The following is a 13,433-nucleotide window of genomic DNA, read 5'->3' as shown; positions in this document are numbered from 1 at the left end:
ATATTTTCATCATTGATTTTGATTTCTCCCTTATCTACATCCCAATATCTCATATATAACCTTAGAAGGGTTGATTTTCCAGACCCGCTCTTGCCATAAAGGCCAAAAATCTTGCCTTTGTCTATTTCCAAAGAGAAATCTTCTAGGATTTTTTCATCGCCATAGGCGAAGGATATATTTGAAATTTCAGCCTTTGTAAAAGCTTCTTTCTCATCATCACCCATGACTTCTTCTACCATTGGCTTTTCTTCCAAAAGATCTAAGACCCTATCACCACTAGCTAGGGTGTGGGATAGGATATTGCCAAGGTTAGATAGGGCTACAAAGGGACCAAAGCTTGAGAACATGGCTATGGTTGGAATAATAAAGCCTTTTAGGTCAATCACATTTTTTTGGTAGAGATAAAGCGATAAGCTGAGCATGGCAAAGGAGAAGCCTAGGATAAGGCCTCCAATTAAGACTTCTGATTTCGCTCTTATCTGATCAAGTTTATTGGCTGTTGACCTTAGCTTTCTAGATTTTATTCTAAGGATATTTTTCTGCCTCATCCTTAGGTCAAATTGCTTGACTTCTTCTATATTTCTAATTGTTTCAAGGACAAAGGAGTTTAAATCTCCTGTCTTATTCCTAAGGCTAAGACCTAGGCTTGAATTTTTCTTGCTTATTATAAAAGGAGTTAGGATGCCAAGGCTAGTATAGGCGAAAAATGCCAAGATGGCTTGATAAATGGAAAAACTTGCTAGAAAGATTTCCATAAAAACCAAATAGGTAATGGCTATGCCTATTGGGGAAATAGTATGGGCGTAAAAAACTTCTAGCAATTCTATGTCTGATGTAATTAGACTTATGAGATTGCCCTTATCCTTGCCTGCTAGTTTTGCTGGAGCTAGGCTTCTCATTTTCTTAAAGACTAGTTGTCTAATTTTAGCTAAAATCTTAAAGGCTAGGTAGTGGTTGGCATATTGCTCGATATAGTGGAAGATTCCCCTAAGAATTGCCAAGGCTACCATTAGTTTGATTATGAGAAGAGTCTTACCGTCATTTTGAAAATTTGATAAGATTCCGTAGCCAGCAAGTATGGTGACAAAACTTGCGCAAAGGTGGCCTAGGCTACCTATTAGAATGGCAAGCGCCATGACTGGTTTATATTCACCAACAAGGCTTAGCATGTTGGTCATGATGGCAAAGCCTGTTCTTCTAGTTTTCATAAGCTACCCCCTTTGCATAAGAACAAAGTTCTTCTTGCTTGTCAAAAATATTTTTGTAAGCCTCACAAGATTCGTATAAGTATGCGTGGCTACCTGAATTTTGGATTTTGCCGTCTGCTAGGAAATAAATCCTGTCGCTATTAACTAAATTTATTAACTTGTGGGAAATAATTAAAACCGCCTTTTCCTTGGCAAGGTCTTGGATAATTTTCATTATTTTTGCTTCATTTGGCCCGTCAATATTGCTGGTTGCCTCATCAAAAATATACAAAAGCCCATCAAATAAAAACGCCCTAGCTAGGACAAGTCTTTGTCTTTGTCCTCCAGATATATTTGAAGCATTTTCCAAAATTTCTGTATCAAGTCCATCTTCGCCCATAAAAAAGTCGTAGAGGTTGACCTTTTTTAGAGCTTCAAGCATTTTTTCGTCTGTGATGTCTTCGCCAGCTATGCTTAGGTTTTCCCTAAGGCTGCCCTTAAAGACTTTGCCATCAAAATCAACGTTTATTATCTTTTTGTTAAGGCTAATTGGATTGTAGGATTTTTTCTCCTTACCATTTATTAAAATTTTCCCATCATAGGCTAAGCCTGGTTCTTTTATTAATTTGGCAAGGGTCGACTTACCTGACCCACTTAGGCCTACTAGGCTAACTAGGTCGCCAGTTTTGATTTCAATATTGATATCATCTAGGATTTGCCTTAGGCCATCATAGGAAAAGCTCAAATTATCAAAGCCAAGGTCGATTTTTTCTGCTTGTAGACTTTCTCCTCCCAAATTTCTATCTCTGCTATCAATTAAGACCATAAGCTTGTTTGAGGCTGCTATACCGTTCATTGCTATGTGGAAATATGAACCAAGAAGCCTTAGTGGAAGGAAAAATTCCGCTGCCAAAAGGCTAATAAAGACAAGGCCAAAAATATTTATATCCCTTTGGCTAAATTCCATAAGGGCAACACCAATACCGGCTGCCGCTCCCCCGTAGGCTATTATATCCATAACAGATGTTGAATTTAGCTGCATAACAAGGACTCTCATGGTCGCTTTTCTGAATTTCTCGGCAAAATCATCCATCAAGTCTTGCCTATATGAATCAGCTCCATAGGATTTTAATTCATTGATGCCCTCTAGGTTTTCTAAGAAAATATCAGCAAGGCTCATATAGGATGTCCAGTAGGAGCCTAGGAGTTTCTTGGCAATTTTTTGTATCAAAATTATAGAAACCGGAATGAGCGGTAGGCAAATTAGAAGGGTGATAGCTGCATTAACGCTGATAAAACAGATGCAGGCAAAAAGAATTAGGGCAGATGAGAGAGAATAGTATAGCTGTGGTATATAGGATGTAAAATATATCTCCAACTGGTCTACTCCCTCAACAGCTAATTGCAAAATTGATGATGTTGGCAGACTTTCCTCAAAATCAATACCATCATCCATTAGCTTATCGAAAATGATTTTCCTCATTTTTTCCTTGATAAATTTTGTGGAAGAAAAGGAAATCCTAGTTACCATGTATTGGCAAAAAAGTTTGACAAGTACAAAAGTAAAACCATATATAAAAATCCTAATTAAATTTATATCGTCAACTTTTTGGCTGAAAACCTTGGAAATCACTTCGCCAAAGATACAAACTATTCCAATTTGCATAAAAAGCGCCACAAACCTAAAAAGTAAATTTAGGTACAAGTATTTTTTTGATCCCTGTAGAATCCCTACAAGCTTTTTGTTAACCATAAACCACCTCGTTTAAAAAATCTATATTTTCATTTTATCATAGGAAATAAAACCACGCAATTGATTTTCAGTATCAGAATATGTCAAATACATCGAGTACAATTAGGCACAAAAAGGGGCTGTTGCAGAATGAATAAATCGTCCCTATATCATCATAAGAACCTCAATGAGCCGGCGGGCTAAACATGAAACTTTGAGAGAGAACCCTATGATGATGGGACGATAGTTATTCACAATTTGCAACAGCCCCATATTATTTATTATTTTTGTAAAACGCTGTCGTCTGGTCTATCTTCTGTAGGGATATTTGTATTGTCTGCTGGTGATTTGAAGATTGATGCTGCTGAGAAATCTTTAACAGCCTTTCCAGATTTTTTGATATCAACAACTGTTCCTGGACCTCCAACACAGCCTCCCATACAAGCCATTCCTTCGATTAACTTGCCATTCATCTTGCCAAGTTTTGCCATTCTTGCAAGTTTAACACAGTCAGCTAGGCCTTCTGCATTTTCCATATCTACTACCACATCAGGGTCGATTTCGTGGATTCTCTTTTCAACAGCTTGGGCAACACCACCGCTTACAGCGTAGTACCTACCTGTTTGAGAAGCATCCATGATATCTTCTTCTACTTCTATTTCAGCTGGCTCTATGCCTTTAGCAAGGAGCATTCCTAGAAGCTCTTCATAAGTAATTACAAAATCTATAACTTCTGCTACTTCTGGCTCTAGGGCTTCAAGTTTTTTAGAAATACATGGGCCTATGAAAACTACTTCGCAGTTTGGATCACGTTTTTTCATTTGCTTGCCTGAGTAAATCATAGGTGTAGATGATTCTGAAATCTTGTCGTTAATGTCTGGGAAATTCTTCCTTACCATAAGTTTCCAAGAGAAGCAGCAAGATGTACCCATAAATGGTATTTTACCTGTTGGTACAGATTCTAAGAACTCATGTGCTTCGTTCATTGTTGTAAGGTCAGCGCCTAGCCCTACTTCTATCATATCATCAAAGCCAAGCATTTTAACGGCTTCTCTGATTTGTTTTGGACTTACATTTGCACCAAATTGGCCTACAAAGGATGGGGCTACTATAGCATATACCTTTCTATCTGATTGGAGAGACTTGATTAATTGGTAAATTTCTCCCTTATCTGATATAGCGCCAAATGGACAGGTTATTATACATCTACCACAAGCCACACACTTATTTTCGTCAATTGATGCACGTCCTAATTCATCAGATTTGATTGCCTTTACACCACAGCTTTCCGCACATGGTCTTTTTTGGTGGTTTATAGCATTGTATGGGCAAGCATCAACGCACTTACCACATTTGATACACTTATCTTGGTCAATTTTTGCGCCCTTTGATGAATAGCTTACAGCATTTTTTGGGCAGACATTCACACATGGGTGACCTATACAAGCGTGGCATTGGTCTGTGACTGTAACCTTGTTTTCTGGACAAGCTTCACAAGCGATTTTAATAACTTGTACTAATGGTGGGTGGTAGATTCTTCTATCAACATCCATATCAGCAAGACCAGCTGTAATTGCTTCTGTCTTGTCAGCTGTTCTTGCGTCAAGACCTATACACATTCTTAGTCTTTCGCCCATTACAGCTCTTTCTCTAAAGATATTTTCCCTGTAGGATGCTTCTTCTCCAGGAAGAATATTATATACCTCTAGACCTATATCTGTTAGCGGCCTATTCTCATAGGCAATCTTCGCAATTGCCTCAAAGGCCATCCTTCTTATGTTTAATATATCTATGTACGATTCTTTCATTTAATACCTCAACTAACCTATTCTTTTCTTACTTACTAAGTTCTGACCTTCTTTGGTCTCTTAGGACTTTCATCTTTGCATACATTTTTTCCATAAGAACTTCTGGTTTAGCTTTGGTTATGTACTCTTCATCTATTTTTACTATAGGTGATAATCTTTTTGCATCTTCTACTTCTTCCATAATGTTCTTATATACAATTTCGATTTCAGGAGCTTTTCCTAAATTATCGACTTCATAAGCAATATCAACATCTTTCTTTACAAGCTCAGCAGAATCATATAGATATTCATTACCGTGAGCTGTACATCTTGCACATGAACATATAATTACCTTCATATAAGTCTCCTTTTTATATTCTTACTATGATTGTATCAAATATAACAAAATATTTCAATATAGATTATATATATTCCTTGAGTGGTATTTCTATAATAAAAGTAGATCCTACTCCTATTTTGCTTTCTAAGTCTAAATTAAAACCAAGACTATCAGCTATGTGTTTGGCTATAGATAGACCAAGTCCAGTTGATTTTACCTTCCTATCCCTTGACTTATCGGCAACGAAAAACCTCTCGAAAACTCTTTTTTGATCAGCGCTTGCAATCCCTATCCCAGTATCTTTTATAAAAATCCTTAGCGAGTCATCTATAAGTATGGAAGAAATTTCTATAGACCCGCTTTCTTTGTTATATTTGATAGCATTTTCATAAATATTTGACAAAAGGTCCACAAAAAGAGATTTGACTGTGTAAAGTCTATAAAAAGTCAAATTGTTTACTACTTGTATATTTTTCGCATCTGAGTTTTGCCTAAACTTGTCAATTATAAGATTCATCTCTTCCTTGATATCCACATAAGATTTGGCTATATCAAGGCCTTTTTCATCTAGTTTTGAAAGTCTTAGGATATCATCGATTATCTCCAATAGCCTATTTCCCTCATCAAAAATTATTTGAGCAAATTTTTTGACGTCTTCTTCTTTTGCAATCCCTGTGGCAATTAGCTCCGCATAACCGTTTATGGAAGTGAGGGGACTTTTTAGTTCATGGGTGACATTGGCAGAAAATTCCCTTCTCATTAGCTCAGCCTTCCTAGTTTCTGAGTAATCAATAATAATTACAACAAACCCCATGTTGCCTCCATCAACAATAGGGTCGATAAATACCTTGAGGTGGTAGGAATTTACATCCAAAGCTATGGATTTTGATTTGGATAAAATCCTTGCTTCTTTGAGGGCAAGTCTATATTCCTTATCATCAATAAGCTTATCAAGTCTTACACTTTCGTTCTTGTTTAAAAAATTTTTAGCAGCCTCATTTATAAGCTCAACTTCTCCCTTGGGATCAAAAACTACAAAACCTTCCTCCATATTTGAAGTTATATTTTTAAGCTCTTCTACCTGCTTTTTAAGGATGGAAATAGATTTTTCAAGCCTTACATTTTTATTTAAGATATTGCCATAAATCTTACCTACATCTTCGAAGTCTTCGCCAAGGTGATCAAAATCGTAGTATTTGTCAAATTTTGATATCTCTTTGGCATAGAGGTCTAATCTCTTGTCAATATAAAGGTGGGAAGCTAATAATAAAATCATTAAGCCAAGCCAAGATAAGAAGCAATGATAAGTTTCATTCGTATAAAAACTAACAACCACAGCTAGGATTGTTGCTATGGTTGTTGTAGTAATTAATGACTTTTTTGTTAATCTTTTCATATCTCTCCAAATTTATAACCTAGGTTTCTAACGGTTGAAATATAAGAACCAGAGTCTTGTAGCTTAGATCTCAGGCTTGCTATGTGCACATCTACAGTCCTTGTTTCGCCCTGGTAGTCATAGCCCCAAATTTTTGTCAAAAAATTTTCCCTAGTTATAACATTGCCGATATTATTCATAAATAAATATAGCATTTCAAATTCCTTGAAGGTTAGGTCAAGGTTTTTTCCATCGACTTTTACAGTTCGTTCCTTGATATTTAAACTAATATTTTTGTAGGTGAGATGGTCTTCGTCAACCTTATTTACCCTACGCAAAATCGCCTTGACCCTTGATAAGAGTTCTAAAATAGAAAATGGTTTGGTTATATAATCATCGGCCCCACTTTCAAGGCCTGTGACCTTATCAAATTCATCATTTTTCGCTGTAAGGATTATAACAGGAATATCAGAAAATTTCCTAAGCTCTTTTAGGATAGAAACCCCGTCCTTGCCAGGTAGCATTAAATCTAAAAGCAAAAGTTCGCAAGGATTTTCCCTGATTTCATCAACTATGGCTAGGCCATTTTCAAAGCTTTTTACCTCATAACCTTTTTCTGTTAGGGCATAGGTAAGTAAATTTCTAATTGCACCGTCATCTTCAACTACATATATCATTATAACCTCGTTGCTAAGTCTGCAACTCTAGCGATTCTATCGCCAAGTCTTTCAAAATATTTAAACAGCAAAATCTTATTTGATAATTCTACCGGACCTATTTTATCATTTTTATTTTCATCTGCCGCAAAGGTGATTGCATCAACAAATAACTTGTTATTTATTGTATCTTTCTTTCTTGTGGCAAGGGCCTTATCCTTATCATTTTTCACAAAGGCTCCTATCCCATCTTCTAGCATAGATTTTTCATTTTCTATAAATTTTTTTAGAAAATATTTTTCCTGCTCATTAATATTATAGGACTTTAGGATTTCTGCTACGGAATTTAGGTGGCTGGCTATTCTTTTGAAGGTTGATGCAAGTTTTATTTCCATTTGCAAGAGTCTAAGGTCACTGGCTACTGGTTGTTGGAGGGCCAAAAGCTCAAAGCAAAACCTCTCTATTCCAGATGCCCCTCTTCTAATATCATCAAAAAGCTCTATAACATGGTCCAAATTTTCTTCATTTTTCTTATCTAGATAGAGGTCAATCCTGTCATAGGAAATAAGAATTAACTGGCTTACTTCCTTGCTCATCTCCTTGATTGATTCTAAATCATTATTAAACCTAGTTCTCATTATCCAAACCTTCCTGTAATATAATCTTCAGTCCTCTTGTCAGATGGATTTTCAAAAATCTTTTTGGTTTCATCCATCTCTATTACCTCGCCTGTAAGAAAAAAAGCTGTTTGGTCAGAAATCCTCGCTGCCTGTTGCATATTATGGGTTACAATTACTATGGTGTATTTTTCTTTTAGCTCATCCATCAAGTCTTCAATAGCAGAAGTTGATATAGGATCAAGGGCACTTGTTGGCTCATCCATTAGGATGATTTTTGGATTTACTGATAAGCTTCTAGCTATGCAAATCCTCTGCTGCTGACCACCAGAAAATGACAAGGCATTTTGGTCAAGTTTATCCTTAACCTCATCCCAAATTGCAGCTGACCTTAGAGAGCTTTCTACAATTTCATCCAAGGTATCCTTATCCTTGATTCCAGATATCTTTGGACCATAAGTTATATTGTCATAGACTGACTTAGAAAATGGGTTTGGCGCTTGAAAGACCATGCCGACATTTCTACGAAGACTTACTACGTCTACGTCTTTTTTGTAAATGTCAACTCCTTCTATCTCTATTAAACCTTCTATCCTACATGAATCAACAAGGTCGTTCATCCTATTAAAGCATTTGAGAGTTGTAGATTTTCCACAACCAGAAGGACCTATGAAGGCAGTAACTTCCCCCTTTTTTATATCCATATTTATTTTCTTTAGGGCCTTAAAATCGCCATACCAAAGGTCTAAGTCCCTAACTAGGATGGCAGTATCCTTATCTTCTTTTTTATCTCGATTGATATTTGTTTTTTTATTTACAAGTTTTTCGGCATTCGCATCTTCAAAAGAATCTTTTATTTTTATTTTCTCCATTATTGCTCCTATACTTTTACTATTTTTTTGCTAATTTTTGTAGATATGAAATTTATCAAAACTACAAAGACTAGGAGGAGGACTGCTGTGGCGTAGGCTTCCTTAACGTGAAAACCTTCTGACGAAAGGAGGTACATATGAACAGCCATAGTCCTGGCCGACTTAAATAAGCCCTTTGGTATATCAGTATTTGACCCCATTGTGAAAATTAGAGCGGCTGATTCACCTACAATCCTACCTGTTGCTAAAAAAATTCCTCCGAGGATTCCGTCCATGGCATCTGGAAGGATAACCCTGAAAATTGTTTGAATTTTGCTTGCACCAAGGGCAAGGGAAGCGTGAGCTTGTAGTGGGTTTACAGTCAAAATCGCCTCCTCACTTGTCCTTATTATGGTTGGCAAAACCATGATTGCCACTGTAAAACACCCTGCTAGGAGAGAATACTTCATACCGAGCCCGTAGCCTGCATTCGATACAAAAAATAAGTAACCAAATAAGCCATAAACTATAGAGGGAATTGATGATAGGATTTCAGTTGAAAACCTAACAGCCTTTATCAGAAGCTTATTTTTTGCATAGTTTGATAGATAAATTGCAGTGAAAATTCCTATAGGAAGGGCAATTAAGAGGGTCAATCCTATGGTTAAGAGGGTTGTTATAAGGGCGGGCATAAGCGAAACATTTTCTGTTGTATATTTCATTTCAAATAAACTAGGAGATATGTTTGGTAGACCCTTTATCAAAATATAGGCAATAATGATACCTGCCACGGCATAGCCAAGGAGGGTAAGGATCATTATTAACCCCTTATAAAATTTACTCATAAATCACCTATAATCTTTCTTCGGTTTTTAATCTTATTATATTAAATCCAATGTTAATTAGAAGGATAAAGACAAATAAGACCATGCCTGTGGCTATTAGGGCTTGTCTGTGGGTACCTGATGCATAGCCCATTTCAAGGACTATATTAGTTGTAAGTGTCCTTGTGCCTTTTAAAATAGAAGATGGCATGACTGGTTGATTACCTATTACTAGATAAACTGCCATGGTTTCACCAATAGCCCTACCTATGGCAAGGATGATTGATGAAAATATACCAGACCTGGCATAAGGAACTAGAATTTTACTAATAGTTTCTTCCTTGGTTGCCCCAAGGGCTAGAGAGCCCGTCATAAAGGTCTTTGGCACTTGTCTTAGGGAGTTTTCGGAAATATTTACCATGGTTGGCAAAATCATAAAGGCTAGGAGGATAGATGCTGTCAGCATATTCATACCTGATTTTACCTTAAAAATATCCTTCACTATGGGAACTAGGACCATCATACCGAAGAAGCCATAGACAACTGAGGGAATCGCTGCCATGAGGTTCATGAGAGCCTTCAAGACTTGATAAGATTTTTTTGCATAATAGGCCATAAATATAGAAATTGCGAGGCCAAATGGTAGGGCTATGATGGTTGCTAGGCTGGTTACTATCAAAGATCCAATAATCATCGGATAAATACCAAATCTTGGCTTGCCTGCAGTTGGTTTCCAAACCTTGCCGGTTACGAATCTTAAAAGTCCGTATTCATTTACAAACTTCACTCCTTCTGAAAATATGAAGAAGATTATAAGAAGAATCAGAAATACGGACATTACTGCAGACAAGAGGAAAATTATATGACCAACTTTTTGTCTTATCTTTCCCATTTTATTTTCCTAGTTCGCTTGTATTTTTTAATTCACCTTTAAAGATTTCTTTAAGTTCATCCATGCTTAGGTCTTCGACCTTGCTTGCTGGGTTTACAACTACTGCTATACCGTCTGTTGCAATTACTTCTACGGCAAGTTTTTCTTTTTCTTCATCTTTTAATTCACGAGAGGCCATGGCTATATCTGCTGCCCCATCTATAACTGCTTCTATACCAGCAGAAGAACCTATTGATTGGATTTCAATCTTGGCATCTGGGTTAAGTTCTTGGTATTTTTCTGCCATTTTTTGCATAAGTGGGGTTACAGATGTAGAACCAGCTACTGTGAGGGTACCAGATACTTTAGCTGGCTCATATTTGTCTGTATCCTTTAATGGAACATAACCATCTTTTAAGGTTAGGGCTTGGGCATCTTCTGATAGGCAGAATTTTAAAAAGTCCTTGGCTAAATCATTTAGTTTATCTTCTTTGTAGGCTAGGTTAAATGGTCTAGAAATTTTGTAAGTCCCATTTACTATATTTTCTTCTGTAGCTTCTACGCCTTCGATTTTAACCGCTTTTACAGTATCATTTAGGGAACCGAGGGAAATATAACCGATAGCTTCGCTATCCTGGCTAACTGTTTGCATAACACCGTTGGTTGAGTTTTGGACTATAGCTTCTTGAGTGGTCATGTCTTCTTTGGAGCCATCAACTTCTTCTTCTAGGCCAACAAGTTCTATGAAAGCACCTCTTGTACCTGAACCTTCTTCTCGAGATACAACTGAGAAATCATAGTCTTCTGCCTTTGCAGTTCCTTTTGTATTTTCTTTTTCTACTGGTGTTTCACTTTGGGCTGGTTTTTCTTCAGCCTTTTCTTCTTTACCACATCCAGCTAGGATAAGTCCAAGAGAAAGGGTTGCTGCTAGTATTTTCTTATTTGTAATTTTCATATTAATCTCCTTAATTTCTAACTTTAAGCCTATGATACTAGATGATTATTCGAGAGATTTTAAAGTTTTGTAAAGTGTATGTAAAATCTTGCTATTAATTGCTTTTTTCATCTTTTATTATAGACCCTGAATTTTTTTCTTATCTTATCGATTAATAATCAAAACTTGTTTATTAATATGTTAAATGGGTAATAGATTAGTGTAAATTATTGGTAGAAGGTTCTTGTAAGAAGAATACTTATTATAGGTTTGATTTTCCTGCAAATAATATGCAAGGAAAATCAGAATTATGCTTTACAAATGGAGTAACTATACTGGATTGATTTCAAGCGCTACACACTTTTGTCCAGTAACATCTATGTATAAGGGTTGATTCTATGAAATATATTATAAAATATGAACAAGCTATATTCTTTACTGTAATTTCCATTATATTTATTCTGATTTATTACGACTTACAAAAATTAGGACTTGCTTTAGCTATTATAACCATAGCTATCGGTCTTATAATTCATTTTAAGTATAAAATCAAAAATAAAACTAATTTTTTACAAATTTTACTTTTGATAAGTTCGTCAGTTTTTTTAGGAGAGTATCTTGCCTATAAGGATTTCTCATACCTACTTATTTCATACCTCTTTATGATTTCATTGCTAATGTATGATTATCAAAAATTTAGAAAAAAATAATAAATAAAAAAAGTGAAGGGAATTTCTAATAAACCTTCACTTTTTCAATACTTAAATTTCTATTGATTTTTCTTGTCTCTTGTCTGCTTCTGTTTCTGGAATCATTACATTCATCAAAATTGATGCAAGGGCCGCAAGGACTACTGGTGATACACCGATAGCGTTTTTAAGAGCTTCTGGCATAAATGTTATACCTGCTGAGTCAGCAGTTGTAACTATGGTTGTAAAACCAAAACCAATTGCAATGGCGATTCCTACTATAGAAGTATTTCTCACTGTGAGTGGTTGTTCGGTTATCATCCTAATACCATTCATAGTTATGGCTGCAAATACTGAAAGAGTTGCGCCTCCTACTACAGGTGCTGGGATGGTAGTTAGTAATGAAGATATTTTTGGCATGAAGCCTGCAACTAGGATGATTAATCCTGCTTGGAAAAATACCCTTCTATTTATAACCTTATTTACAGATACAATACCAACGTTTTGTGAAAATGTAGCTGTTGGAAGACATCCTATAAAGGCACCTATAACATTTGCCACACCAAAACCTACAATTCCTCCCCTAAGCTCATCATCTGTTGGGTTTCTATCCATTCCTCCGATGGTGGTTGATGACATATCGCCAATTCCCTCTATACAAGTAACCATAAAGATGATTACAAAGGAAATTATGGCTGATGGTTCAAATTTTATGCCAAAGTGAAGTGGAGCTGCTACTGATAACCAACCTGCTTCCCTAACTGGTGCTAAGTCTACCATATCAAAGAAAAATGCTATGATATAGCCAACAACCATGGCAAATAATACTGAAGCAAGTTTAGTAATGCCCTTGCCAAAGTGGTTAAGACCGACATTTACAAGAAGGGTGATAATACCAACAAGCCAATATTGCCATGCTCCCCAACCTGGGGCCATAACTGATCCTGCTCCACCCATATTTGTAATAGCAACTGGATATAGGGTAAGGCCTATAGCCAAAACTACAGTTCCTGATACAAGTGGTGGAAAAAATGGTGTTATGTATTTAAGGGCAAGACCAAATACTATAGAAACAATAGCTCCTATTAATTGACTTCCTAAAACTACGGCCACAATTCCAGCAGGACCTGCTGATTCAAATTGACCACAAAGGGCAATCATGGTTGGAACATATGGGAAGGCTACACCATAAATCATTGGCAACTTACTACCCAAAATCCCTATTGGATAAAGCATAATAAATGAAGTAAGGGCTGAACCTATGAGTGCCATCTGGACAAGGATAATGCTATCAGCGTGGCTAAGGCCTGCTGCATCAGCAAAAATTAAAGCTGGGGCTACACAACCTGCTATCATGGCGATTACGTGTTGGAGTGCTAGGGGGAAGGCTTCTTTGAAAGAAACTTTGCCTTCAAATTGAAACAATTCTTTAAATTTACTTTCCATTATTTCTCCTATTTTTTTGGGATAAAGAAAAAGTCACCAATCGGTGACGAAAATTATTCTTTTATCCTAGTTCTTTACTCGAAATGGCTTTAATAATTGAAAATAAATTATATATATCTTCACC

13 protein-coding genes are annotated in these 13,433 nt (G+C 36.3%); 1 reads left to right on the top strand and 12 read right to left on the bottom strand.

Going from position 1 to position 13,433, the window contains the following annotated elements; all coding sequences use genetic code 11:
* The 11 genes from RQ893_RS00645 to RQ893_RS00595 all read right to left on the bottom strand — a co-directional run.
* Positions 1-1,208, bottom strand: a 1,208-nt coding sequence (locus RQ893_RS00645; RefSeq protein ID WP_311481128.1) for an ABC transporter ATP-binding protein, incomplete at its 3' end; no start/stop codon positions are given.
* Positions 1,198-2,940, bottom strand: coding sequence for an ABC transporter ATP-binding protein/permease (locus RQ893_RS00640; RefSeq protein WP_311481127.1), 1,743 nt, complete (start codon positions 2,938-2,940; stop codon positions 1,198-1,200). The genes RQ893_RS00640 and RQ893_RS00645, both read right to left, overlap by 11 nt.
* 260 nt (positions 2,941-3,200) lie before the next feature.
* Complete coding sequence (locus RQ893_RS00635; RefSeq protein WP_311481126.1) at positions 3,201-4,727, bottom strand: 4Fe-4S dicluster domain-containing protein; 1,527 nt, start codon at positions 4,725-4,727, stop codon at positions 3,201-3,203.
* 28 nt (positions 4,728-4,755) lie between these two features.
* On the bottom strand, positions 4,756-5,064 hold the full coding sequence (locus RQ893_RS00630) for a hypothetical protein (protein WP_311481125.1): 309 nt from the start codon (positions 5,062-5,064) through the stop codon (positions 4,756-4,758).
* Positions 5,065-5,128: 64 nt separating this feature from the next.
* Positions 5,129-6,442 carry an ATP-binding protein gene (locus RQ893_RS00625; RefSeq protein ID WP_311481124.1) on the bottom strand — a complete coding sequence of 438 codons (1,314 nt, stop codon included), beginning with the start codon at positions 6,440-6,442 and terminating at the stop codon, positions 5,129-5,131.
* Positions 6,439-7,098 (bottom strand): response regulator transcription factor, encoded by a 660-nt coding sequence (locus tag RQ893_RS00620; protein ID WP_311481123.1) that lies wholly within the window; start codon positions 7,096-7,098, stop codon positions 6,439-6,441. Before RQ893_RS00620 ends, RQ893_RS00625 begins: the two co-directional genes overlap by 4 nt.
* A complete protein-coding gene (locus RQ893_RS00615) occupies positions 7,098-7,715 on the bottom strand; it encodes a PhoU domain-containing protein (protein ID WP_311481122.1) in 618 nt (205 codons plus the stop codon). The genes RQ893_RS00620 and RQ893_RS00615 overlap by 1 nt, the downstream gene beginning before the upstream one ends.
* Positions 7,715-8,566: a phosphate ABC transporter ATP-binding protein PstB gene (gene pstB, locus RQ893_RS00610; protein WP_311481121.1), complete on the bottom strand. Its 852-nt coding sequence runs from the start codon at positions 8,564-8,566 to the stop codon at positions 7,715-7,717. Before pstB ends, RQ893_RS00615 begins: the two co-directional genes overlap by 1 nt.
* A gap of 8 nt (positions 8,567-8,574) precedes the next feature.
* Complete coding sequence (gene pstA / locus RQ893_RS00605) at positions 8,575-9,390, bottom strand: phosphate ABC transporter permease PstA (RefSeq protein ID WP_311481120.1); 816 nt, start codon at positions 9,388-9,390, stop codon at positions 8,575-8,577.
* Positions 9,391-9,397: 7 nt separating this feature from the next.
* Entirely contained in the window at positions 9,398-10,261 is an 864-nt protein-coding gene (gene pstC / locus RQ893_RS00600; protein WP_311481119.1) for a phosphate ABC transporter permease subunit PstC, read from the bottom strand.
* 1 nt (position 10,262) lies between these two features.
* Positions 10,263-11,195 carry a substrate-binding domain-containing protein gene (locus RQ893_RS00595; RefSeq protein ID WP_311481118.1) on the bottom strand — a complete coding sequence of 311 codons (933 nt, stop codon included), beginning with the start codon at positions 11,193-11,195 and terminating at the stop codon, positions 10,263-10,265.
* A gap of 377 nt (positions 11,196-11,572) precedes the next feature.
* On the opposite strand from RQ893_RS00595, the gene RQ893_RS00590 reads away from it, so the two are divergent.
* The gene (locus RQ893_RS00590) at positions 11,573-11,884 is read left to right on the top strand and encodes a hypothetical protein (protein WP_311481117.1); all 312 of its coding nucleotides are present in this window, start codon (positions 11,573-11,575) and stop codon (positions 11,882-11,884) included.
* Positions 11,885-11,935: 51 nt separating this feature from the next.
* Here the strand turns inward: RQ893_RS00590 and RQ893_RS00585 are convergent, their stop codons facing one another.
* A complete protein-coding gene (locus tag RQ893_RS00585; protein ID WP_311481116.1) occupies positions 11,936-13,309 on the bottom strand; it encodes a solute carrier family 23 protein in 1,374 nt (457 codons plus the stop codon).
* Positions 13,310-13,433: the final 124 nt, after the last annotated feature.

It is taken from the genome of uncultured Anaerococcus sp. (assembly GCF_963510915.1).
In the GTDB taxonomy this organism is placed as follows: Bacteria; Bacillota; Clostridia; order Tissierellales; family Peptoniphilaceae; genus Anaerococcus.
The sequence above is the reverse complement of the archived record's forward strand: the minus strand, read 5'-3'. Positions and strand labels throughout refer to the sequence as shown.